This window comes from Streptomyces sp. NPDC042336 (assembly GCF_055581985.1).
Genome location: NZ_JBVJEA010000012.1, coordinates 231,323 through 253,209, shown reverse-complemented (window position 1 = coordinate 253,209; position 21,887 = coordinate 231,323). Strand labels below are relative to the sequence as shown.

Here is a 21,887-nt window from a genome sequence, read left to right as displayed (position 1 = left end):
GGCACCAACGGGCAGCACGCGTACTACCAGTTGATCCACCAGGGGACGAAGCTGATCCCGGCGGACTTCATCGGCTTCGCGCGGCCCGTCGGCGAGCTGAGCGACGAGCTGAAGGCCCAGCACGACCTGCTGATGGCCAACTTCTTCGCCCAGACCCAGGCACTCGCCTTCGGCAAGACCCCGGACGAGGTACGCGCCGAGGGGGTGCCCGAGGAACTGGTCCCGCACAAGACCTTCCGCGGCAACCACCCCACCACCACCATCCTGGCCCGGGAGCTGACCCCGTCCGTCCTCGGGCAGCTCATCGCGCTGTACGAGCACAAGGTGTTCGTACAGGGCGCGATCTGGAACATCGACTCCTTCGACCAGTGGGGCGTCGAACTCGGCAAGGTGCTCGCCAAGCGCGTCGAACCCGCCCTCACCGAGGGCGCGGACGTGCCCGGCCTCGATCCGTCCACGGCCGCGCTGGTGGCCGCCTACCGTGAACTGAAGGAAGTGCACTGACATGCAGATCGGTCTTGTTGGTCTCGGCAAGATGGGCGGCAACATGCGCGAGCGGCTGCGCAACGCCGGCCACACCGTCGTCGGATACGACACCAACCCCGAGCGGGCCGACGTCGACAGCCTGGTCGAACTGGTCGACCAGCTGGAGCGGCCGCGCGCGGTCTGGGTGATGGTGCCGGCCGGCGGCGCCACCCAGCACGTCATCGACCAGTTGGCGACGCTGCTCAAGCCCGGCGACACCGTCATCGACGGCGGCAACTCCCGCTGGACGGACGACGAGCGGCACGCCGAGGACCTCGGCAAGCGCGGCATCAACTTCGTCGACGCCGGTGTCTCGGGTGGCGTGTGGGGTCTGAAGAACGGCTACGCCCTGATGGTCGGCGGCGACAAGGAGACCGTCGACGACCTCAAGCCGGTCTTCGACGCGCTCAAGCCGGACGGTCCCTACGGCTATGTCCACGCGGGCCGGGTCGGTGCCGGGCACTTCGCCAAGATGGTCCACAACGGCATCGAGTACGCCATGATGCAGGCCTACGCCGAGGGCTGGGAGCTGCTGGAGAAGGTCGACTCCGTGGACAACGTCCGCGAGGTCTTCCGTTCCTGGCAGGAGGGCACGGTCATCCGGTCCTGGCTCCTGGACCTGGCCGTCAACGCCCTCGACGAGGACCACCACCTGGAGAAGCTGCGCGGGTACGCGGAGGACTCCGGCGAGGGCCGCTGGACGGTGGAGGCGGCCATCGACAACTCCGTGCCGCTGCCCGCTATCACGGCCTCCCTCTTCGCGCGGTTCGCGTCCCGGCAGGAGGACTCGCCGCAGATGAAGATGGTCGCCGCGCTGCGCAACCAGTTCGGCGGACACGCCGTGGAGTCGGCCAAGAAGTAGACGGCCGTGAAGCAGGCGGTCCCGAAAGCGCGTTGACGTGATCGGCCGGTTCGGGTCAGAGTCCCTCCCTGATGGAGATCAACGACCTGACACCGGCCGAGTCGCGTCTGTGGCGGGCGTTCGCCTCGGGCACCGAGGTGGACTTCCGCACCGGCTCCCCCGCCGCGGGCCCCTCCTCCGCGGCCTCCTCCGTGGCGGACTCCTCCGTGGCGGACGCCGACGACCCCGCCCACGGCGGCACCTGGGGGCCCGAAAGGACCGTGCGCGCGAGCGTGGTGCGGTCCCTGCTCCTGGACGGCCCCCGGGAGGAGGGCCGGGTCGCGGCGCTCAGCCTGTCCGGCGCCCGTGTCACCGGGCAGCTGGACCTGCAGTACGCGACGGTCGACCACCCCGTGCGGCTGCGGCACTGCCACTTCGACGAGGCACCCAGGTTCTACGGGGCCCGGCTGCGCGAGCTGAACCTGAGCGAGTCCGTGCTGCCCGGACTGGTCTCGCACGCGGTCCGGGTGGAGGGCGTACTCCGGCTGACCCGGGCCCGGTTCGGCGGGACGGTGCGGCTCGCGGGCGCGGAGGTCACCGGCAGTGTGTACCTGGAGAGCGCCCGCATCGAGGCGCCGGACACCGAGGGGCCGGTGCTCCACCTGAACCAGACGGTGCTGGGCGCCGACCTGTGGGCGCCGGGGCTGCGCGCGGGCGGCGAGGTCCGGCTCACCGGCGCCCGGGTGGCCGGCACGGTCAACCTCAACGACGCGGTGCTGGACAGGCCGGGCGGCACCGCCGTCCACGCCGAGACGCTCGCGGCCGAGGCCGACGTGCTGATGCGGCGTGCGGACGTCCGGGGCCGTCTGGAGCTGCGCGGTGCCCGGATACCCGGCCGGCTGGACCTCTCGCACGCCCGGCTGGCCAACGCCGGGGGCACCGCGCTGCGCGCCAGCAGCTGTGTGATCGGCGAACTCTGGCTTCGGGAGGGCCCGGCGGTGCAGGGGGCGCTCAATCTGCGCCGCGCCCAGGTGGACGTGCTCTTCCTCCAACCGGAGGCGGTGCCGTCCTGGGTCCAGCTGAACGACCTCACCTACACGTCACTCATCCCGCACGAGCCCGCCGAGCGGCGGCTGCCGATGCTGGAGAAGGGCGACGGCTATCTCCCCTTCACCTACGAGCAGCTGACGGCCGCCTACCGGCGGATCGGTGACGACGACGCGGCCCGCCTGGTGCAGCTCGCCAAGCAGCGGCGGCGCCGACGCACCCTGCCCTGGTACGGCCGCCTGTGGGGCCACCTCCAGGACGTCGCGGTCGGGTACGGCTTCCGTCCGCTGCGCGCCGGCGGCTGGCTGCTCTCGCTGCTGGCGGTCGGCTCGGTGGCGTACGGGCTGCACCATCCGCCACCGCTCAAGCCGGAGGAGGCGCCCGGCTTCGACCCGGTCTTCTACACCCTCGATCTGCTGCTGCCGGTGATCTCCTTCGGCCAGGAGAACGCCTTCTCGCCCGAGGGCTGGTACCAGACGCTGTCCTACGTCCTGATCATCACCGGCTGGATCCTGGCCACGACGGTGATCACCGGCCTGACCCGCACGGTCAGCCGCCAGTGATGATCTCCGGGCCGGGGCCGGGCGTTCCGGGGAGGCGTGAACGGGGTATGCCGGACGCGTCCTGCACGAACGATCAAGGAGAACGATGGCGATGCCACCCCTGCGGCAGGAGGTCGACGCGGGTGCGGCCGGGCTGGACCCCCGGGCGCTGGACCGGCTCGACCTGCACTTCGCACGGCAGGTCGACGAGGGCCGGCTGCCCGGGTTCCTGGTGGCCGTCGCGCGCGGCGGCCGCGTCGCCCATCTGACGGTGCACGGACTGCGGGACGTCGCGGCCGGACTCCCGGTGACGGCCGACACGCTGTGGCGGATCTACTCCATGACCAAGCCGGTCACGTCCGTGGCCGTGCTGACCCTGGTGGAGGAGGGCCGGCTGGCGCTCGACGACCCCGTGGACCGGTACCTGCCCGCCTTCGCCGAGCCGCGGGTGTACGTCGGGGGGAGCGGCGAGGACGTCGTCACCCGGCCGGCCGCCGGTCCGGTGCGGGTCCGGCACCTGATGACCCACACCGCGGGGCTGACGTTCGGCTTCTACCACACGCACCCCGTCGACGCGCTCTACCGCGCGGCCGGTGTGGAGTCCTCGGTACGGCCGGGCGCGGACCTGGCCGAGACGGTCGACCTGTACGCGAGCCTGCCCCTGCAGTTCGAACCGGGCACCGAGTGGAACTACTCGGTGGCCAGCAACGTACTGGGGCGGCTCGTCGAGGTGGTGTCCGGGCAGCCCCTCGACGTGTTCTGCGCCGAGCGGATCTTCGGGCCGCTGGGCATGACGGACACCGGGTTCCACGTCACCGACGCGCAGGCGGGCCACCTGGCCGAACTGTACGGCGAGACGGAGGACGGCGGCATCACACCGGTACCCGGGCTGCCGCTGAGGGGCCGGCCGCGGTTCCTGTCGGGCAGCGGCGGCCTGGTCTCGTCCGCGTACGACGTGCACCGCTTCGCGGAACTGCTGCGGCGCCGCGGCGAGCTCGACGGGGTCCGGCTGCTCGCCCCGGCGACGGTGGACCTCATGACCCGCAACCACCTCCCGGGCGACGCCGACCTGCGTTCCCTCGGCAGCCGCCCGGCGCACGACCAACCCGGCAACGACGGTGTCGGCTTCGGCCTGGGCGTCTCCGTGGTGACCGACCCGAGCCGCACGCGGTCGCCCTCGGGGCTCGGCACGTACGGCTGGAGCGGTGTGGCGACGACCACCTTCTGGGTCGACCCGGGCCGTGATCTGACGGTGCAGTTCATGACCCAGGTGCGGCCGAAGTCCTCGCACACGGCCTACCCGGACCTGAAGCGGCTGGTGCACGACGCCCTCGCGGACTGATCCGGCCCGGCGGGAACCGGCACCTCGCGGTCAGGACGACATGTGCGCCATGGCGTCCAGGTGGGGCAGATGGTGGTCGAGTCGTTCCCGCTTGGTGCGCAGATAGGTGATGTTCGACTCGCACGGCGGTATCAGCAGCGGCACCTGCTCGGCTACCTCGATGCCGTGCCGCACCAACGCCTCCCGTTTGCGGGGGTTGTTGGACATCAGCCGCACCGACCGCACCCCGAGGTCGTCGAGGATGCGGGCGGCGACGCCGTAGTCCCGGGCGTCCACGGGCAGGCCCAGGGCGAGGTTCGCCTCCACCGTGTCCAGGCCCTCCGCCTGCAACGCCATCGCGCGCAGCTTGGCGAGCAGACCGATGCCGCGCCCCTCGTGACCGCGCAGATAGACCACGACCCCGCTGCCCGCGTCGGCCACCTGGCGCAGCGCGGAGGCGAGTTGGGCGCCGCACTCGCAGTGCTGGGAGCCGAAGGCGTCGCCGGTCAGGCACTCCGAGTGCAGCCGGGTGAGCACGCCTTCGGCGCCCGGGTCGCCGTGGACGAGGGCCACCTGCTCGTCGCCGCGTTCGTGGTCGAAATAGCCGAACGCCCGGAATTCCCCGTACACGGTGGGAAGCGGCGTGACCACGACGCGTTCCACGTCCGTGCGCTGGGACCGCTGTGCCGCCTTCTTGCCGAGTACACCGATTTTTTCTGTCATGATTCTCGCGTTCCTCAACAGTTTGCTCAACCGGGATGAAAGGCCGTGCGGGAATGGATGTTTCACTGGTGCCGGCGGACACGAGCGACGATGTGCGCGAACGCGGCTCGGCGGTCGCGGTGCTGCCGGTCGGGAGTTACGAACAGCACGGCCCCCACCTGCCGTTGGCGACCGACACGCTCGTCGCGTGCGCCGTCGCCCGGGAGCTGGCCGCCGCGTACCCGGTGCACCCGCTGCCGCCGGTGACGATCGGGTGCTCGCACGAGCACGCGGACTGGCCCGGGACCGTCAGCATCTCCGCGGTGACCCTGCACGCGGTGGTGCGGGACATAGCGGACTCGCTGCACCGTTCGGGTGTCGGGGCCCTGGTCGTGGTGAACGGGCACGGCGGCAACTACGTGCTGGGCAACGTCGTCCAGGAGTCCTCCGCGCGCGGTGAGCGGATGGCGCTGTTCCCGGCCGCGGAGGACTGGGAGACGGCGCGGCAGCGGGCCGGGGTGGCCACCTCGCTGCTCACCGACATGCACGCGGGGGAAATCGAGACCTCCATTCTTCTGCACGCACACCCCGAATTGGTCCGGCCCGGTTACGAGGCCGCCGATTTCATCGCGGACGACCGGCGTCATCTGCTCTCCCTCGGTATGTCCGCCTATACCGATTCCGGTGTCATCGGGCGCCCTTCACTGGGCTCGGCGGAAAAGGGGAAGGAACTGCTGGCGAGCCTGGCGGATTCCTTCGGGGAATACTTCGCGCTGCTGACGGCCGATACGGCGGTGGCAGCGACCGCCGCGGTGTCCGACGGGTCCGGCGGCTCCGACGGCTCCGACGGCTCCGACGGCGAGCGTGTATAGCGCACGTTCTGCCGACGTACGACGAGGACCGCGGCGCCGGGCAGGCTCGCCACCAGGCTGAGCACGCCGTACACCACCGCCACGCCCAGCCCGGTGTCCGCGCCCAGCCCCGCCGCGCCGAACGCCCAGGCGGTGACGCCCTCCCGGGGGCCCCAGCCGCCGACGTTCAGCGGCAGCCCCATGGCGAGCAGCGCCAGCACGGCCAGCGGGGTGAGCGCGGCGACGGAGGCCGCGCTGCCGGCGACCCGGGCGGCGAGCACGAACATCGTGAGGTGACCGGCGAGCACGACGCCGGAGGAGAGGGCGATCCCCGGCAGGTGCCGCCGGGACAACAGCCCGGCCCGTGCCTCAGCGAGCGCCGACCGCAGGGCTCGTCCTCGGCATGCCGGCGTCCGGTTCATGCGCAGGGCGAGGACGACGGCGACCGCTCCGGCCAGGGCCAGGGCCGCGGGCGGTGCGACCCGCCGGGCCTCGGCGAGCACCGGGGACGGCATGGTGAGCAGTACGGCGATCCCGGCACCGGTCAACGCGAGCTGCCCGGCGGCCCGTTCGAGGACGACGGCCCGCACGCCGCGCCCCAGGTCTCCCGCGCTCCGCCCGTGCCGCACCGCGCGGTGCACGTCACCGAGGACGCCGCCGGGCAGCGCCGCGTTGAGGAACAGGGCGCGGTAGTAGTCGGCGACGGCCGACGCGAGCGGCAGCCGGATGCGCAGGCCCCGGGCCACCAGGGCCCAGCGCCAGGCGCTGAAGACGGTGGTGACCAGCCCGATCCCGAGGGCCGCCGCTACCGTGGGCCCGTCGATCCGGCGCAGCCCGTCCAGGAGGGCACCGGTGCCCAGCCGCCACAGGAGCACGGCGAGGACAGCGGTGCCGACGAGTGTGCCGAGGTGGGCGCGCAGGGCGCGGCGGCGTGGAGTCCGGGCGTCGACGGGAGTGTCCGGGCGCGGCGGCGTCGGCAGCACCCGCGCCGGTACGGCCGGTGTCGTCGGCGGCGTCGGCAACACCCGCGCCGGTACAGCCGGTGCCGTTGGCGGCGTCGGTGCGCTCACGGGGCCCCGCCCGTCGGCCGGCACAGCGCCAGCAGGTCGGTGTGGTGGACGACCACGCGCAACTCCCCGGCCGCGCAGGCCGCGAGGCGCTCGGCCAGGTACCGGTCGGCCCGCTCCCGCAGTCCCGGGCGCTGTTCGACGGCCGCACCGACCCAGCCCCGCAGCCACTGCGCGGTCAGTTCGGCCTCGTCGGGGCCCAGCCGCCAGGGACTGGGGTGCGCTCGTATGGTGGCGCCGTGCCCGGCGAAGGCGTCGGCGGCGGCGGTGACCGCGTCCGGTCCGAGCATGCCGGTGCGCCGCTGGTGGTCGTTGAACGCCTCGGTGATCTCGGCGTCCAGCGGGTGGGCGGGGGTGAGGTCGACGCGTCCGGCGACGGAGAGGGTCAGCAGCGCCGGACAGCCGGCCGCGGCACAGGCGGCGGCGAGGGTGCCGACCTCGTCGGTGGTGAGGACGTCGAGCAGCGCGGACGCCGTCACCAGCGCGGCGCCGGTCAGGGCGTCCGGGGTGAGGCGGGCGAGGTCCCCGCGCCGTGTCTCGACGGTGACGCGGCTGCCGTCGGCGGCGGTGCGCGGGGCGGCGACGGCCGCGAAGTGCAGGAGGTAGGGGTCGCGGTCGTGCAGCACCCAGTGCTGGGCGCCGTCCAGCAGCGGGGCGAGCCAGCGGCCCATCGACCCGGTGCCGCAGCCCAGGTCGTGCACCACCAGCCCGTCCGCGCGCCCCGGCGGGCCGGCGAGCCTGCTCCGCAACGGGTCGAGCAGGTCGTGCGCGCGCGCGGCGGCGTCGGCGGGCTCCCGCAGCCGCAGCCACTCGGGGGCGTAGCGCGGGGGGTCGTCGGGCCGCGCGCCCGCCGGTGCCTCACGGAGGCGGACGGTGGTCCGCTCGCCGGCGGGCCGCCCGCGGCGGTCGGTGCCCGCCCCGGAAGCGCACTGCCCGTCGCCGTCACCGGCCGACCCGGCAGAAGGCCCCCCGCGACCGTCGGCGAGCACCCCCGCGGAGAACCCCCCGCGACCGTCGGCGAGCACCCCCGCGGAGAACCCCTCGCCACCGTGGCCGAGCACCCCGGCGGCGTGCCGTTCGGAAGGGTCCGGTGTCGGCTGGGCGGCGTCGTCCGGGCGTCGCGTCGCGGGGTGGGCGGGGCCGCCCTCGGGCCCGGCGGGGCGCCGGTCCGGCCGGTCCCCGCCCGGGCCGTCCCTGGGGCCGGCCGCAGGCCGCTGGACGGGGTCTCCGGCGGCCGGGCGGGCCGGGCCCGCACCCGGAACAACGGCGTCCAGGAGACCGGGCCGGGACGGCGGGGCGTCTACGGCAGGTGTGGTGGGCTTCCTCGTGCTCATGCCGCCCTCCTCGGTTCGCCCGGCAGCCGGTGCAGTACGCCGGCCAGGCTCTGGGCCGTGCTCGCCCAGCCGTTCAGGGCGGCGCGGCGGCCGCGGGCGGCGGCCTTCAGGCGGCGGCGCACGTCCGGCTCGCCGAACCAGCCGCGCAGCTCCGCGGCGAGCGCGACGGGATCCTCCGGCGGGACGAGAATGCCGGGCACTCCGCCGTCGGGTGCCCGTCCGACCGCCTCCGGGAGGCCGCCGACGTCCGTGGCCAGCACGGGGATGCCGCGCGCGAGTGCCTCGGTGACCGCCATGCCGTACGTCTCGGCGTAGGAGGTGAGGACCATCAGGTCGGCGGTGGCGTAGGTCGCGTCCAGCTCGGCTCCGGCCCGCGGTCCCGCCAGCTCCAGCCGCTCCTGGAGACCGTGCCGCGCGATCTGCGACCGCAGGCGGCCCACGTACTCCGGGTCCTGTCCGAGCCCGCCGACGCACACACAGCTCCACGGCAGGTCGGCCACTGTCGCCAGCGCCTCCACCAGCCGGTGCTGGCCCTTGCGGGGCGTGACGGCGGCGACGCACACAAGCCGGGAGACGCCGTCGGTGCCGGGCGCGAGGGGCGCGATGTCGGCACCGGGGGCGGCGACGTGGACGCGGCCGGGGTCGAGGCCGTGGTGGGAGACGAGGCGACGCACCGCCCAGTCGCTGGTGGCGACGACGGCCGGGACGGCACGCAGCACCGTGCGCTCGCGGGCGTCCAGTGCGGCGGCCACGGCGGGGTCGAGGCCGGTCTCGTCACCGAGCGGGAGGTGGACGAGGACCGCCATGCGCAGCCGCTCGGCCTCCGGGACGACGATTTCCGGCACCCCGCAGGCGACCAGGCCGTCGAGGAGGACGACCGCGCCGTCCGGCAACCGCCGCAGGACGCGCGCGAGTTCCGCGCGGGCCGCGTCGTCCGGCCGGGGCCAGTCGCCGGGCACGGGCAGCCCCCGTACCCGCCAGCCGAAGCCGGGCAGGTCGAGCCGTACCCGCCGGTCGTAGGCGTTCCCGCCACTCGGCGCGGCCGGGTCGTCGACACCGCCCGGCATGACGAAGTGCACGGAGCGCAGGGACATGGGGACGATACCCCCGTTCGTCGGGGCCGGGGCCGGGGCCCCGTCGGCCCCGGACAGCTGGGCGGGGACGTAGGCGAGCCGGGCCCGCCCGGCGGACGCACCGGTCGTCGGCTCCGCATGGGTGCCGGTCGTCGCTTCCACGGACGTGCCGTTCACAGCGCACGCTCGTAACTCGCCCAGGCGACGTGCGACTCGTGGAGCGTGACGGTGAGCCCCGCCAGCCCTCTCGCCCCCTCGCCGAACGCGCCCTTGTGCACCCGCTCGGCCAGCCGGTCGGCGATGACCTTGGCCAGGAACTCCGTGGAGGTGTTGAGGCCGGCGAAGTCGGGTTCGTTGTCGAGGTTGCGGTAGTTCAGTGCGCCCACGACGGCACCCAGCTCCTGGGTGGCCAGGCCGATGTCGACGACGATGTTGTCCTCGTCCAGCTGCTCGCGCCGGAAGGTGGCGTCCACCAGGAACGTCGCTCCGTGCAGGCGTTGCGCGGGCCCGAAGACGTCGCCGCGGAAGCTGTGGGCGATCATGATGTGATCGCGGACGGTGATGCTGAACAACGGACGACCCTCCAGGTGTGGCACGTCTGGTTCCCCCGCCGGTCGCTGCGCGGGTGCCGTCTATTACGGCTGGATGCCCTCCCCCGTTCAGTGGGCCGCACGTCTTTCCTCAAGGTCAGGCACCACTGCGGGCGCCCGTGCCGCTCTCCTCCCCGTCGTAACGGATCCGGTGGCACAGTGCGGGGATCTCGCCGGAGGCCAACCGGGGCATCAGGTCGGGCAGTTCGGCGAACGCGGACTCTCCGGTGACGAGCGCGTCCAGTGCCGGGTCGGCGAGCAGTTCGAGGGCGAGGGCGAGCCGGTCGGCGTAGCCGCGGGTGGCGGCGCGGGCCGGGGAGACGGTGCCCACCTGGCTGCCGCGCAGGGTGAGGCGCCGGGAGTGGAAGGCCTCACCGAGCGGAAGGGCGACGCGCCGGTCGCCGTACCAGCTCAGTTCGACGACGGTGCCCTCGGGCCGCAGCAGCTGAAGTGACCGGGCGAGTCCCGCCTCCGTCGCGCTGGCGTGCACGACGAGATCGCGGTCGCCTGCGGCGTCACCCGGCGACGCGAATCCGGCGCCGAGCGCCTCGGCGACCTTGGCCCGGGCCGGGTCGGCGTCGACCAACTCGACGCGGACGCCCGGGAACCGGGCCAGCAGGGCGGCGACCGAGCAGCCGACCATGCCGCCGCCGACCACGGTGACCCGGTCGCCGACCAGCGGCGCCGCGTCCCACAGGGCGTTGACGGCGGTCTCGACGGTGCCGGCGAGCACGGCCCGCCCGGCGGGGACCTCCGCGGGCACGGGGGTGACGGCGGCGGCCGGGACGACGTACCGCGTCTGGTGCGGGTAGAGGCAGAACACCGTACGCCCCACGAGCCGCTCCGGCCCCGCCTCCACCACGCCCACGTTGAGGTAGCCGTACTTCACCGGGCCGGGGAAGTCGCCGTCCTGGAACGGCGCGCGCATGGCCGAGTACTGGTTGCCGGGCACCCGGCCGTCGAAGACGAGGGTCTCGGTGCCGCGGCTGACACCGCTGAAGAGCGTGCGCACCAGCACCTCGTCGGCGCCTGGTTCCCCCAGCTCCACCTCGCGGACGGCGCCCCGGCCCGGTGCTTCGAGCCAGAACGCACGTGCCGTGCCTGCCATGCGTGCCATCGGAAGTCCTCCTGAACGATCGGGAAGCCACCCACGTACCGAGGGATGCACGTGCCGCGCACAAGGTAGCGGTGTCGATCGACCCTGTCACACGGCCGGAGGATGTTCGGTGGCCCTGATCAACCTGAACCACACGGACGACGCGTACGGCGTCTGTGCCGCGAGGTCCGTCCAACAGGAGACGGCGGTGGGGGCGGGCGCGCAGCTCGTGCTCCTGGCGCTGCTCGGTACCGCGATCGGCATGGGCACGGCGGGCTGGCTGACCGGCCTGGCGTTCGCGTTCGCGAGCTGGGCGGTGCTCTCCCGGGCCCTGCACCGCTCCCGGCTGCCGGTGTTCGGCCCGGCCAACCGGGTCACCCTCGGCCGGGCCACCCTGGTCGGCGGGGTCACGTCCCTGGTCGCCGACTCCTTCCGCGACGCGCCGCCGGTCCCCCTCCTCGTCGGCCTCACCGCCGTCGCCCTGGTCCTGGACGGCGTGGACGGCAAGGTCGCCCGCCGTACCGGCACGTCCAGTCCGCTGGGCGCGCGCTTCGACATGGAGGTCGACGCGTTCCTGATCCTGGTGCTCAGCGTGTACGTCGCGATCGACCTGGGCCCGTGGGTGCTGCTGATCGGCGGCATGCGGTACGTGTTCGTGGCGGCGGCCCGGGTGTGGCCGTGGCTGACCGCCCCGCTGCCGCCGAGCACGGCCCGCAAGACGGTGGCCGCGCTCCAGGGCGTCCTGCTGCTCCTGGCCGGCGCGGACCTGCTGCCGCGCGTGGCGAACGCCGGGGTGGTGGCGGTGGCACTGGGCCTGCTGGTGTGGTCGTTCGGGCGGGACGTGCGGTGGCTGTGGCGCCGGTCGCGGGTGCCCGCCACCGTTGCCGCGACGGTGCCGGAACTCGTCGTCCGGTGAGGTGCCTCGACGCGGTCGAAGCACTCGGTGCGGCGATCGCGTGGTGGGCGTGCGGGTGACTGCTGTCGCATGCGGCGATGGCCCTGCGGTGACGGGGCACCTCTGAGTAGCCTCGCACCATGGTCTCGGACACGGTCGCCGTGGGCGTACTCACCTTCGCAGGGACCGGGTTGGCCACGGCGGCCGGTCTGTGGCAGTGGCAGCGAGCCCAGGCCCGCGAGGCGCGGGCGAACTTCCGCGCCCAGCGGGTCGAGGCGCTGAGGGAGGTCTGGCAGGCGTTGTCCGACCTCGAGGAGGCCCAACGTCTCTCGCTCACCCGCCGGGAACCACCCGCCGCCGCGGAGGCGAGCAGGCTGACGCAGGTCAACCTCCTCCTGCTGCGGCGTTCGCCCTTCCTCCGGCCGGACGAGCAGGAATGGGCCCAGGCTTTCGCGCAGCACGTCACCGAGATCGACGCCCTGATCCGCGCCGAGGCGCACGACGGGCAGTCCGGTGAGAGCGACGCGGAGTGGTTCGTCACGACCGCGCGGCAACCCCCGTCGTCCCACGTCGCCGCCGTCGCCGCACACCGACTCTCCGAGCTGCGCCAGAAGTTGGGACAGCGTTACGCCGCCATCGTGCGAGGTGACAGCGAATGACGCCGGGTTGCCGAGCGCCGGCCGTCTCGCGGTCGGCGCCCGGCACGAGCCGTCAGTGGGCGGCCGGCCGCCCGGGCAGCAGCCCCACCGCCACCAGCGGTACGGCGGCCAGCGCCAGCCACGGCACCGCGGCCGGCAGCCCGGTGTCCAGCAGCAGGCCGGTCGCGGAGCTGCCGGCCAGCACGACGAGGCCGGAGACCGAGGACAGCGCCCCGGTGTACAGCCCGAGCCGCCCGTCCTCGGCGAGGTCCGGCACCCAGGCACGGGCGACGGGCGCGACGAGCATCTGCCCGACGGTGAGCAGCACGACGAACCCGGCGGCGGGCACCAGCCCACCGGTCCCCGTCCACCCCGCGGGCCGCGCCAGACCGACGACGGCGAATCCGACGGCGATCAGCACCAGCCCCGCCACCATCGATCGGCGCGGTGCCAGCCGCTCCCCCGCCCACCGGGTCACCGGCAACTGCGCGGTCACCACCAGCAGCGACGACAGCGCGAACAGCCAGGCCAGCGGCGCCTGCGAACCGGCGGCCCGCTCCACCTCGGCGGGCAGGGCCAGGTAGAGCTGGTTGTAGGCGAGAAGGTAGGCACCGTAGGCGCAACACAGCGCGAGGAAACGCCGGTTGCGCAGCACCAGTCGCGCCCCGCCCTTCATCCGGACCTGGACCCGTCCCGGAACGCGCTGCGGCAGCAGCCACGCGTGCCCGGCGAGGACCAGCACGAAGACCCCGGCCCCGGCCAGGCAGGCCGTACGGAAGTCGACGGTGAGCAGCAGCGCCCCCAGCAGCGGCCCGACGAAGGCCCCGGCCTGCCCGGCGACGGTGAACAGCGCGAGCACCCGCGTCCGGTCCCCGCCCCCCTCCGCTTCCCGTACGACGGCCTGCCGGGCGACCTCCGACTCGACGGCCGGCGAGAAGAGCGCGGCGGCGAAGCCGATCAGCAGCACGGCACCGACGACGGCCCAGGTCCGCTCGGCGAAACCGAGCCAGGCGAACCCGGCGATCCGCAGCACGCACCCGGCGAGCACGACGGGCCGGATGCCGTACCGGTCGGTGAGCGCCCCGCCGACCACGAACAGCCCCTGCTGGCTGAAGGTCCGCAGCCCGAGCACGAACCCGACCAGCCACCCCGCCATGCCGACGGACTGCCCCAGGTGCTCGGCGAGGAAGGGCAGCACGGCGAAGAAGCCGATGTTGAAGGCGAGTTGGGTGAGGATCAGCAGCCGGAGCAGCGGGGAGAGGGTGGCGAGCGGGGCGGTGCGGCGGCCGGATGTCCGCGCGGATCGCCCGGTGGAGGCGGATGCGGAGGTCACGTCATCACACTCCGGCCGGTTCCTTCTCCGCCGCCGCGACGGACCGCCGCTCGCCCTCGTCGGTCCCGTCGACGGTGTGTGCGGGGCGTCGCCGGGACGGCCGGCGCAGTCCTCCCGCGGCACTGACGGCCAGCGCGCCGAGCAGGGCGAGTACGGCGGCGGGGGCGAGGACGGCCCAGGGGGCTCGCTCGGCGTAGGGCTGGTTCTCGGCCAGGAGCAGGCCCCACTCCGGGGACGGCGGCTGGGCGCCGAGGCCGAGGAAGCCGAGCGAGGCGAGCGCGAGGGCGACACCGGGCAGCCGCAGCAGGGCGTGCCTCAGGACCGGCGGCACCACGGCGGGCAGCAACTCGTACCGCAGCAGATGGGCCCGCCCGGCGCCGAGTCCCCTGGTGGCGGTGATGTGCAGGGTGGCGCGCTCCTGCCGCAGCAGGGAGGAGGTGTGCGCGGCGAGCGGCGCCCAGGCGACGGCGCCCACGGCGAGCGCGGGGGTGGCCGCCCCGCTCCCGGCGACGGCGGTGACGAGCAGCGCGACGAGCACCGGCGGTACGGCGTTGACCGTGTCGACGAGCGGTGCGCAGACCCGCGGCACGAGTCCGAGCAGCAGACCCGCGAGCAGGGCGGCGGCGCTGATGGCCGCGGCGAGGAGCAGTGTGTCCAGCGCCCCGTGGCCGACGCGGGCGAGCAGGTCGCGCCCGAGGGCGTCGGTGCCGAAGGGATGGTCGGGGGAGGGCGCCCGCAGCCGCTGCCCGGTGTCGAGGGCGAGCGGATCACGGGCCAGGCCGAAGCCGACGACGGCGAGCAGGACGGCGCCGTACAGGAGCGGCAGCACTCCCCCGGCGGGCGGGGCGGGCCGGTGGAGCGAGGACAGGGCGCCGTCGCGCAGCGCGGGCCCGGTGAGCAGCCGCGCGGCGACGCGGGTGGCGCCGGTCGCGAGCGCGGCGAGGAGGACGAGGGCGAGGGTGCCGGCCTGGAGGACGGGGAGGTCCTGCGCGAGGGCGGCCTGGAGGGTGGTGCGGCCCAGTCCCGGGATGTCGAAGACCTGCTCGACGGCGACGGCCCCGCCGGTCAGCCCGACGACGAAGAGGGCGAGGTTGGGCAGCAGCGCGGGCACACACCGCCGTACGGCCTGGCGGGCGATGGACCGCCCGGTCAGCCCACGGGCCGCGGCGGCCAGCGCCCAGGGCTCGCCGAAGGCGCCGGGCAGCAGATCGTCGAGCAGCCGCCCCAGTACCGCTCCCGCGGGCAGGCCGAGGGCGAGCGCGGGCAGCACGGTCCACTGGGGTCCGTACCACCCCAGCGCGGGCAGCCACCCCAGTTGCACTCCGACGACGGTGGCGAGGACGGAGGCGACGAGGAACTCGGGCAGTGAGGCGAGCACGGCGGAGCCGCTCCCGCCCGCGCGTCGCCCACCGAGCCGTCGTCGGGCGCCCAGGCGCAGGGTGCGCGCGCAGACCATCCCGGCGGTGAGGACGGCGACGAGCAGCGCGACGCCCATGAGCAGGAGCGAGGCACCGAGCGCCCGGAGCACGTCGGGCAGTACGTCGGCGCCGGAGATCCACGACTGCCCGGCGTCCCCGCGCACGAGTCCGCCCAGCCAGCCGGTGAGGACGTGCACCGGCCCGCCGTCGATGCCGAGCTGCCGCCGGATGTCGGCGAGCACCTCGGGCGTGGGCTCGCGCTCGGCGGACCGTGCCTTGAGGACGGTGTACGCCGGGTCGGTGCGGGTGAGCCAGGGCAACAGCCCGACCCCGCACACGAGTCCACCCGCGAGCAGGACCCGCCACACCAGGGTGGCCACGCGCTGCCGCACGGTTCAGCGCCGGGTGCCGGTGCCGACGAGGGTGCGCTCGTACGGGTCGAGGATCACGCCCTGCACGGAGTCGGCGACGCCGGTGATGATGCGCTGGTGCACCAGTGGCACGACGGCGTCGCTGCCGAGGATGCGGGCCTCGGCGGCCATGGCGGCGTCCTGTCGCTTGGCGGTGTCGGCGAGCTTCTCGGCGTCGGCGACGGCACGGTCGACGCCCTTGTCGCACAGCTGGGCGATGTTGAAGTCGCCGTCGCAGGTGTAGTCGCCGGCGAGGACGGCGACGGGGTCACCGGTGTCGAGGAGCATGTTCCGGGCGAGCACGAAGGCGTCGAACTTCCCGTCGAGGGCGTCGCCTTCGAGCCGCGAGTACTCCCGCACGGTGAGCTCGACGGCGAACCCGGCCTTCTCCAGCTGCTGCTTGACCACCTGGGCGACCTCGGGCAGCTCGGGCCGGTTGTCGTAGGTGGCGAGGGTGATGGTGTCCCCGTCCCCGGGCTTCTTGGCCGCCGCCCGCCCGAGGGGTGCGGTGCGCTTCCCTTCCGCCCAGGTGACGGCGGGCCCGTAGATCCCGGCACCGGGATCGGCGTACCCCTCGTACACGTCCTTGGCGAACACGGAGGTGTCGAGGGCACCCCGGGCGGCGGCCCGCAGCCCGGCGTCCTCGAAGGGGCCGGAGGAGGCGTTGAGCAGCAGGCTGGTGGTCCGGGTGGTGGCGGTGTCCCGCCGGCTCTTCTCGTCGAGCGAAGCCGCCTGGGCGACCGGAACGGCCTCGGCGATGTCGAGTTCCCCGGTCCGCAGGGCGTTGGCGCGGGCGGTGCCGTCGGCGATGAAGCGCGCGTCGATGCCGGAGGCCTGGGCGCGGCCGCCCCAGTAGTCGTCGAACCGGTCGAGGGAGGCGGAGGTGGCGCCGTTGACCTTGGTCAGCTCGAAGGGCCCGGTGGCGTGGCCGACGGGGTCGACGCGGTCGCTCTTGCCGTACGCGTCCTTGGAGAGGATCGCGAGGCTGGGGCTGGAGAGCCGCAGCGGCAGTACGGGGTCGGGCTCGGCGGTGGTGATCCGGACCACCCGGTCACCGCTCGCCTCGGCGTGGAGTGTGACGCCGGCGAGGGCGGCGGGGGCGGGCTCGGCGTCGGTGGCGTGCGTGAGGGAGTCGGCGACCGCGACGGGCGTGACGTCGCCCCCGTCCTGGAAGGTGGCGTCGCGGAGGGTGAACTCCCAGGTCTTCTCACCGTCCCTGCGCCAGGACTCGGCGAGCGCGGGCGCGGCGGAGCCGTTGGCGTCCAGCGCGGTGAGCCCCTCGGTGACACCGAGGCGGCTCAGCAGGGTGGCGTCGGCGCCGTACGGGGAGAGGTTCTCGGCGGGCGGGAAGGCGAGGGCGACGCGGAGACGGGCGCCGTCGCCGTCGCCACCGTCACCGGACGCCGAGTCGTCGCCGCCTCCGGAGGAGAAACAGCCGGCCAACAGCGGGGCGAGCAGGAGGGGGGCGAGCAGCCGGGAGCGGCGGTGGGAGCGCATGGTCCTCGGATCGATCAGGTTCGGTGCGGGGCTGGGCGGGCAGAGGGGAGCGGATCGGAGATTACCTGAAAACGGTTTTCACGCCTATCTCACCCCAGGGGAACGTCGAAGTGCACGATCCCCTGCCCGCCCCCCGCGTCCTCCCGCTCGTCGTGCACCACCTTGGCCAACGACCGCCAGAAGGGCTCGGCCCCGGTGACGGCGGGGTCGGTGTGCAGGTAGACGGCCCGGTATCCCCCGTCGGCGACGGCGAACGCCAGCAACTCGTCGACAAGTCGACGCGCGATCCCCCGCCGCCGATGCTCGGGCCGGACGTACACCCGCCGCAGCTGCGCGGTCACACCGGAGGGGTACCGCTCGGCGACGTGCGCGGGGTTCGGCGGGTGCGCGGGGCCCCGGGAATCGAGAGCACCGGTCCCCACGACCTCACCGTCCGCGTCGACGGCGACGAGGAGGGTGTGCCGCTCGGGGGACAGATAGGCCCCGGCCAGGTCAATGACATCAGCATGCCAGCGCGGGACGTACCCGGTACCGAAGTCCCGGTAGACGGTGTCGAGCATGACGGCTCGGGCGGCGTCCAGGTCGGCGGGGGCGGCGGTCCTGAGGGTGTAGTCACTGGTGCGCACTTGCACATCATATGCAGGAACGATCCATTGCTGGTCAGGCAGGGGGAGAGCGGCGGCTCGACGCGAGCCGCCGTGGTCGCGCGTACGGCGGCACCCTCCCCTTTGGCTCGGTTCCGGAAGCAGCGCACCGGAGCTGAGACCAAACACCTCAAAGGGCCGGGCACAGCTTCCTCACTGATCTACGGTGACGCCATGACGACGAAACCCCTTCCCCACCTCACCCCCACCGGCACCTGCTGGTGCGGCTGCGCCAAGAAGACCGGCCCCGGCTCCTTCTTCGCACCAGGCCACGACAAAGTGGCGGAGGCGGCCCTCCTCGCAGTCGAATACGGCTCGTCCGTGGCCCAGTTACTGCACGGCCACGGGTACGGCCCCGGACACTCGGTGAGCGCAAGGGCCGTGTCCGAGGGGGCATGGCGAAAGTGCGGGTCCTGTGACTACGTCGGCGCACCGGCGAGCATCGCCAACCACACGAAGAAGGCGCACTCGGCCACTCCCTCCGCCGGGCAGGCCTGAGGAGCGAAACCATGACGGAAGGCCCCACCAACCAGCGCACCGACCTCGAGAAGGCAGTGCGTACGTTCGGCGGGCTCTGGGACACCGAGCGCGCCCTCCGCGCCCTACGCGACACAGGGCATGATCCCCACCCGAAGCACACCCGCGGGATCCTGCGCGACCTCGCGGGCGAAGGCTTACTGGTGAAGGTGGAGGACTGGCCCGTCCGCTACAGAGCTGTACGGACGGGCTGAAAGGCGACGCCCTCCACCTCAGGAGAGATCGGTGTCAGCGACGACGTCCTGCCGGGACGGCCGCATTGGGCCTGCGCCGGATGAAGACCCAGAGCCCCTGGGAGTGCGTGGCGCCCAGCACCCGGCCGTCGTCCAGGAGCCATGGGTTGGCCTTCTGGAAGGGTGCGCCGCGGATCGGGTCAGCGGTGGCGAGCATCCGGAGGTGAGCCTGCGCGCCCTCACCGAAACGGAGTCTCGGCAGTACCTCGAGGACCACGTGTCGGAGAAGGCCATCGCACGTCGAGGCGCCACGCGGTACGTCAAGGAGCTTGCCGAGGCACTGTTCGCCGACGTCGCCGTTCTGGTCGAGGGCGCCACGGACGAGAGCGTCCTCCTGGCCTTCGCCGAGCGCCAGGGCTTGAGCCTCGGCGCCGAAGGCATCTGTGTGGTGAACGCCGAGGGCAAGGGCAACATGATCCTCTGCCACGCCATCCTCACCGGGTTCGGCGTACGCTGCCACCTCGTCTTCGACGCGGACACCGGGCCGAGGAAGGTGGCCGACGCGGACACCGAGAAGAAGACAGCGAGTCTTCGGGACAACATCGCGAAGAACGCGAAGATCCTCAGCTATCTGCGGGTCACGGGCGAAGCCAGCCCTGCGAGCACGAGCGAGGCGACGCACACCGTTTTCGAGGACGACCTCGACAGCTACCTCAAGGACGACTGGCCCGCCTGGAACGCCCGCCGCCTTGAACTGGTCGCGCGGGGCGAGGGCTACGTGGACGGCAAGCACGGGCCGACGTACGCGGAGGCCGCACGCACCGCCGACGGTGAGCCGAAGTTGTTGCACGAACTGATGGAAAACGTGAGGGCCATGACGGGACCGCCGACGCCTCACGCCTAGCACGTACGCACAAGGTTCATGCCCTTCCGGTCGGCCTCCGACCGTAGGCTGTCGCTGGAGAAAAAGGGGAGACGATGACTGACGACCGCAAGGGGATCGTTCCGGTGTGGACGCTGGCGACCGGTGATGTCCGGGTGCCCGCATTGACCGGGGACGGGCCCATGACGGCTGAGCGCCTGTCTGAACTGCGCGGGGCACTGGCCGCCCTGGCCGACGAGCCGATCGCCACACTTGAGGCATATCCGCTGCCCGACAAGCTCGACCGCGGCCGGGGCATCCCGCTCGATGCCGCGAGCCCTTTGGCGCAGCACCTGTCGCAGCTCATCACGCAATCAGCGCGGAGTTCCTCGTCGGCTACGGCGACAGCGGCCGGCGAAGGCCTCTACCGCATGGTGATCCCGGCGAAGCTCGCCGCCCAGGTCGGCCAGGGCTGTCTCAGCCCGATGGTGGCGAAGGGCACGTCCGGTGCCCTCCGAAGCGCGCTCGTGGACTCTTCGGGGAAGATCGCCGGCGCCGCGACGTTCGTGCCGGTCGGTCAAGCGGCAACGGCGGGCGCGGTCGGTGGAGCCGGTGCGACGGCGGGCGTGGCGGTCGGCGGCAGTGCGATGCTCACCGTGGCCGCGCCGCTCGTGCTCATGGCCGTGGCGGTGGGGGTGAGCGCGCACGCCGACGGCAAGCGTCAGCAGGCCATCGAGCACATCACGGAAATGCTGGAGCAACTGCAGGAGCAGGAGCTCGAACAAGAGCACAGCACACTCGACGGCTGCCGGGACGCCATCGACAAGGCCACCGCCATCCTGCTCGACCAGGGCAGGCCCGGGGTCTCGCTGGGTCTGGACTCGGCGGTGCACGCCATCAACTCCGCGCTGGGCGCCGTCGATCGCCGCCTTGCCAAGTGGCAGAGCGCACTCGACAAACTGCCCGAGGGCCAGGCCGTCGATCTCGGCACGCTGACCAAGTCGTTCCCCGGAATCGACGACCAGGGTGGCATCTTCCGCGCCCACCTGGAACTGGCCACCCTCGCCATCGCGTTGAAGCGGCGAGTCGTCGTCCTGCAGGCCGTCGAGCACGCCCAGGGCGACCCCAACAACCTGTTCCAGAGCTTCACCCGTGTCCTCAAGCGCGACCAGCAGCGTCTCGATGCCCTGGAGTCGGGCCTTGCCGGCGTCCTGGTCCGCCTGTCGACGCTGGAGCTGGCCCGCCCGCACGGATTGCGGCCCGTCTTCACGAACGCGGAAGTCGATCGCTTGATGCGCGCGGCACACCGGGTTCGTCAGTTGGGCGACGGCGTCGTGGTCGACAGTCGCCCGACGGACGTGGCGATCGAAATCGCTCGCGAGGAGAACGGTTCGGTGATCGTGTTCCCCGCGCTGCCCGCGTAGACGCGGGCCGCCCCGCCGGAGCTCCTGAAGGGACCGGCCCACCGGTCGGTTCGGCGACGGGTCTCCTCGACGCGTCGACCGGTGGACGTCACGTCAGCGTGGCTTTCAGATGCTGTCGATGATGCGGGTCCAGTTGTCGCTGCCGTGGCCGTTCTCGATCGCTTGCCGGTAGTGGCCCTGGACGGCCGTCGGGAGGGCGAGGTCGAGACCGAGTGACGTGCTGGTGTCGACGATGTGGTCGGCCGTCGCGCCCATCATGGTGACCGTGCTGAGGTGGCCGGGGTGTTCGCCGGCGTCGAGCGCGGCGCCGGGGTGTTCCTCGCCCGCCCTCAGCATGTCGCCGATCGTGTCGGCGGAGGAGAGCAGCTCCGGCAGCGCCTCCGCGGCCTTCGTGCCCGCGGTGCCCAGCATCGCGGTGGCGTGCATCAGGCCGGACAGGGTGGTGAGGAACACCGCGAGCTGGGCCTGGTACATCAGCTGGGCGAGACCCGGGTCCCCGCCCAGGTGTTTGGGCGTGCCCAGCAGTTCCAGGGTGCCCCGGTGCCTCGCCAGCAGGTCCTCGGGGCCGCTGTAGTAGATGTGGGCCGCGTCCGTGCCGACCATGGGCGCGGGGACCATAATGCCTCCGGTGAGGAAGGCGGCGCCGTGGCGTGTGGCCCACGCTGCTGCCTCGCGGGTGCGATCGGGGGTGTCGGAGCTGAGGTTGACCAGGGTGCGCCCGGCGAGTGCTTCGGTGGCGTCGTCGAGGATGTCGTACATCGCCTGGTAGTCGGTGAGGCTGAGCAGCAGCAGGTCACTCGCTTCGACGGCCTCGCGGGGTGTCTTCGCGTGCGTCGCTCCTGCGTTGACGACGTCGTCGGCGCGGCTCGCGGTGCGGTTCCAGACGGTGACCGGGTGGCCCGCGGTGAGGAGGGTGTGTGCGATGGCCTGGCCCATCGGGCCCAGCCCGATCACGGAAACGGGGGTGTTGCGGCTGGTGGTGCGGTCCTTGTGTTCGTTCACTCCTTCATCCTCGGAGAGCGCGGGTAGCCTCGGAAGTACCCACTGTTTTCTGCGGTACTTACCAT

At 73.2% G+C, this 21,887-nt stretch carries 21 protein-coding genes and 2 pseudogenes; 11 read left to right on the top strand and 12 right to left on the bottom strand.

Features of this window, described 5'->3' with window-relative positions:
* The 4 genes and pseudogenes from ACZ6IM_RS25960 to ACZ6IM_RS25945 all read left to right on the top strand — a co-directional run.
* Nucleotides 1-504: pseudogene (locus ACZ6IM_RS25960) on the top strand (glucose-6-phosphate isomerase); the annotation flags it as partial.
* A gap of 1 nt (nt 505) precedes the next feature.
* Nucleotides 506-1,387: a phosphogluconate dehydrogenase (NAD(+)-dependent, decarboxylating) gene (gene gnd, locus ACZ6IM_RS25955; RefSeq protein ID WP_052843034.1), complete on the top strand. Its 882-nt coding sequence runs from the start codon at nt 506-508 to the stop codon at nt 1,385-1,387.
* Nucleotides 1,388-1,458: 71 nt separating this feature from the next.
* On the top strand, nt 1,459-2,976 hold the full coding sequence (locus ACZ6IM_RS25950; RefSeq protein WP_469559486.1) for a membrane-associated oxidoreductase: 1,518 nt from the start codon (nt 1,459-1,461) through the stop codon (nt 2,974-2,976).
* A gap of 91 nt (nt 2,977-3,067) precedes the next feature.
* Nucleotides 3,068-4,297 carry a serine hydrolase domain-containing protein gene (locus ACZ6IM_RS25945; protein ID WP_469559505.1) on the top strand — a complete coding sequence of 410 codons (1,230 nt, stop codon included), beginning with the start codon at nt 3,068-3,070 and terminating at the stop codon, nt 4,295-4,297.
* 30 nt (nt 4,298-4,327) lie between these two features.
* On the opposite strand, the gene ribA is transcribed toward ACZ6IM_RS25945, so the two are convergent.
* Entirely contained in the window at nt 4,328-4,999 is a 672-nt protein-coding gene (gene ribA / locus ACZ6IM_RS25940) for a GTP cyclohydrolase II (protein ID WP_052843032.1), read from the bottom strand.
* A gap of 53 nt (nt 5,000-5,052) precedes the next feature.
* Here ribA and ACZ6IM_RS25935 point away from each other — a divergent pair.
* A pseudogene (locus tag ACZ6IM_RS25935) lies at nt 5,053-5,766 on the top strand (creatininase family protein); the annotation flags it as partial.
* On the opposite strand, the gene ACZ6IM_RS25930 reads toward ACZ6IM_RS25935, so the two are convergent.
* The 5 genes from ACZ6IM_RS25930 to ACZ6IM_RS25910 form a co-directional block, all read right to left on the bottom strand.
* Nucleotides 5,649-6,851 (bottom strand): lysylphosphatidylglycerol synthase transmembrane domain-containing protein, encoded by a 1,203-nt coding sequence (locus ACZ6IM_RS25930; protein WP_469559482.1) that lies wholly within the window; start codon nt 6,849-6,851, stop codon nt 5,649-5,651. The pseudogene ACZ6IM_RS25935 and the gene ACZ6IM_RS25930 overlap by 118 nt on opposite strands.
* Before the next feature lie 44 nt (nt 6,852-6,895).
* Complete coding sequence (locus ACZ6IM_RS25925; protein WP_469559480.1) at nt 6,896-8,230, bottom strand: hypothetical protein; 1,335 nt, start codon at nt 8,228-8,230, stop codon at nt 6,896-6,898.
* Nucleotides 8,227-9,465 carry a glycosyltransferase family 4 protein gene (locus ACZ6IM_RS25920; protein WP_469559503.1) on the bottom strand — a complete coding sequence of 413 codons (1,239 nt, stop codon included), beginning with the start codon at nt 9,463-9,465 and terminating at the stop codon, nt 8,227-8,229. The genes ACZ6IM_RS25925 and ACZ6IM_RS25920 overlap by 4 nt, the downstream gene beginning before the upstream one ends.
* A gap of 11 nt (nt 9,466-9,476) precedes the next feature.
* Nucleotides 9,477-9,875 carry a 6-pyruvoyl trahydropterin synthase family protein gene (locus ACZ6IM_RS25915; protein ID WP_052843030.1) on the bottom strand — a complete coding sequence of 133 codons (399 nt, stop codon included), beginning with the start codon at nt 9,873-9,875 and terminating at the stop codon, nt 9,477-9,479.
* A 115-nt stretch (nt 9,876-9,990) separates the two neighbouring features.
* Nucleotides 9,991-11,001 (bottom strand): zinc-dependent alcohol dehydrogenase, encoded by a 1,011-nt coding sequence (locus ACZ6IM_RS25910; protein WP_469559500.1) that lies wholly within the window; start codon nt 10,999-11,001, stop codon nt 9,991-9,993.
* Between the two features lie 118 nt (nt 11,002-11,119).
* On the opposite strand from ACZ6IM_RS25910, the gene ACZ6IM_RS25905 reads away from it, so the two are divergent.
* Both ACZ6IM_RS25905 and ACZ6IM_RS25900 read left to right on the top strand, forming a co-directional pair.
* A complete protein-coding gene (locus tag ACZ6IM_RS25905) occupies nt 11,120-11,905 on the top strand; it encodes a CDP-alcohol phosphatidyltransferase family protein (protein ID WP_469559477.1) in 786 nt (261 codons plus the stop codon).
* Between the two features lie 119 nt (nt 11,906-12,024).
* A complete protein-coding gene (locus ACZ6IM_RS25900) occupies nt 12,025-12,543 on the top strand; it encodes a hypothetical protein (protein ID WP_469559476.1) in 519 nt (172 codons plus the stop codon).
* Between the two features lie 52 nt (nt 12,544-12,595).
* Here the strand turns inward: ACZ6IM_RS25900 and ACZ6IM_RS25895 are convergent, their stop codons facing one another.
* The 4 genes from ACZ6IM_RS25895 to ACZ6IM_RS25880 all read right to left on the bottom strand — a co-directional run bounded on the left by ACZ6IM_RS25895 (nt 12,596) and on the right by ACZ6IM_RS25880 (nt 17,806).
* Complete coding sequence (locus tag ACZ6IM_RS25895) at nt 12,596-13,855, bottom strand: MDR family MFS transporter (RefSeq protein ID WP_469559474.1); 1,260 nt, start codon at nt 13,853-13,855, stop codon at nt 12,596-12,598.
* A gap of 4 nt (nt 13,856-13,859) precedes the next feature.
* Nucleotides 13,860-15,665: an ABC transporter permease subunit gene (locus ACZ6IM_RS25890; RefSeq protein WP_469559471.1), complete on the bottom strand. Its 1,806-nt coding sequence runs from the start codon at nt 15,663-15,665 to the stop codon at nt 13,860-13,862.
* Nucleotides 15,666-15,668: 3 nt separating this feature from the next.
* Nucleotides 15,669-17,180 carry an ABC transporter substrate-binding protein gene (locus ACZ6IM_RS25885; RefSeq protein ID WP_469559468.1) on the bottom strand — a complete coding sequence of 504 codons (1,512 nt, stop codon included), beginning with the start codon at nt 17,178-17,180 and terminating at the stop codon, nt 15,669-15,671.
* Between the two features lie 89 nt (nt 17,181-17,269).
* Entirely contained in the window at nt 17,270-17,806 is a 537-nt protein-coding gene (locus ACZ6IM_RS25880) for a GNAT family N-acetyltransferase (protein ID WP_469559466.1), read from the bottom strand.
* Between the two features lie 192 nt (nt 17,807-17,998).
* On the opposite strand from ACZ6IM_RS25880, the gene ACZ6IM_RS25875 reads away from it, so the two are divergent.
* Nucleotides 17,999-18,322 (top strand): hypothetical protein, encoded by a 324-nt coding sequence (locus tag ACZ6IM_RS25875; RefSeq protein ID WP_469559463.1) that lies wholly within the window; start codon nt 17,999-18,001, stop codon nt 18,320-18,322.
* An 11-nt stretch (nt 18,323-18,333) separates the two neighbouring features.
* Nucleotides 18,334-18,555, top strand: coding sequence for a hypothetical protein (locus tag ACZ6IM_RS25870; protein WP_052843024.1), 222 nt, complete (start codon nt 18,334-18,336; stop codon nt 18,553-18,555).
* 34 nt (nt 18,556-18,589) lie between these two features.
* Here the strand turns inward: ACZ6IM_RS25870 and ACZ6IM_RS25865 are convergent, their stop codons facing one another.
* Nucleotides 18,590-18,751, bottom strand: a complete 162-nt coding sequence (locus ACZ6IM_RS25865; protein WP_469559460.1) for a hypothetical protein — start codon at nt 18,749-18,751, stop codon at nt 18,590-18,592.
* A 6-nt stretch (nt 18,752-18,757) separates the two neighbouring features.
* On the opposite strand from ACZ6IM_RS25865, the gene ACZ6IM_RS25860 reads away from it, so the two are divergent.
* Complete coding sequence (locus tag ACZ6IM_RS25860; protein WP_469559458.1) at nt 18,758-19,438, top strand: TOPRIM nucleotidyl transferase/hydrolase domain-containing protein; 681 nt, start codon at nt 18,758-18,760, stop codon at nt 19,436-19,438.
* 74 nt (nt 19,439-19,512) lie between these two features.
* Nucleotides 19,513-20,820, top strand: coding sequence for a hypothetical protein (locus ACZ6IM_RS25855; protein WP_469559455.1), 1,308 nt, complete (start codon nt 19,513-19,515; stop codon nt 20,818-20,820).
* Between the two features lie 105 nt (nt 20,821-20,925).
* Here ACZ6IM_RS25855 and ACZ6IM_RS25850 read toward each other — a convergent pair whose 3' ends face one another.
* Complete coding sequence (locus tag ACZ6IM_RS25850) at nt 20,926-21,822, bottom strand: NAD(P)-dependent oxidoreductase (protein ID WP_469559452.1); 897 nt, start codon at nt 21,820-21,822, stop codon at nt 20,926-20,928.
* Nucleotides 21,823-21,887: the final 65 nt, after the last annotated feature.

What these genes read in the sequence shown, in the direction of transcription:
- gnd (WP_052843034.1), top strand. Translation starts at nt 506, where the DNA reads ATGCAGATCGGTCTTGTTGGTCTCGGCAAGATGGGCGGCAACATGCGC.
- ACZ6IM_RS25950 (WP_469559486.1), top strand. Translation starts at nt 1,459, where the DNA reads ATGGAGATCAACGACCTGACACCGGCCGAGTCGCGTCTGTGGCGGGCG.
- ACZ6IM_RS25945 (WP_469559505.1), top strand. Translation starts at nt 3,068, where the DNA reads ATGCCACCCCTGCGGCAGGAGGTCGACGCGGGTGCGGCCGGGCTGGAC.
- ribA (WP_052843032.1), bottom strand. Translation starts at nt 4,999, where the DNA reads ATGACAGAAAAAATCGGTGTACTCGGCAAGAAGGCGGCACAGCGGTCC.
- ACZ6IM_RS25925 (WP_469559480.1), bottom strand. Translation starts at nt 8,230, where the DNA reads ATGAGCACGAGGAAGCCCACCACACCTGCCGTAGACGCCCCGCCGTCC.
- ACZ6IM_RS25910 (WP_469559500.1), bottom strand. Translation starts at nt 11,001, where the DNA reads ATGGCAGGCACGGCACGTGCGTTCTGGCTCGAAGCACCGGGCCGGGGC.
- ACZ6IM_RS25900 (WP_469559476.1), top strand. Translation starts at nt 12,025, where the DNA reads ATGGTCTCGGACACGGTCGCCGTGGGCGTACTCACCTTCGCAGGGACC.
- ACZ6IM_RS25885 (WP_469559468.1), bottom strand. Translation starts at nt 17,180, where the DNA reads ATGCGCTCCCACCGCCGCTCCCGGCTGCTCGCCCCCCTCCTGCTCGCC.
- ACZ6IM_RS25875 (WP_469559463.1), top strand. Translation starts at nt 17,999, where the DNA reads ATGACGACGAAACCCCTTCCCCACCTCACCCCCACCGGCACCTGCTGG.
- ACZ6IM_RS25870 (WP_052843024.1), top strand. Translation starts at nt 18,334, where the DNA reads ATGACGGAAGGCCCCACCAACCAGCGCACCGACCTCGAGAAGGCAGTG.
- ACZ6IM_RS25865 (WP_469559460.1), bottom strand. Translation starts at nt 18,751, where the DNA reads ATGCTCGCCACCGCTGACCCGATCCGCGGCGCACCCTTCCAGAAGGCC.
- ACZ6IM_RS25855 (WP_469559455.1), top strand. Translation starts at nt 19,513, where the DNA reads ATGACTGACGACCGCAAGGGGATCGTTCCGGTGTGGACGCTGGCGACC.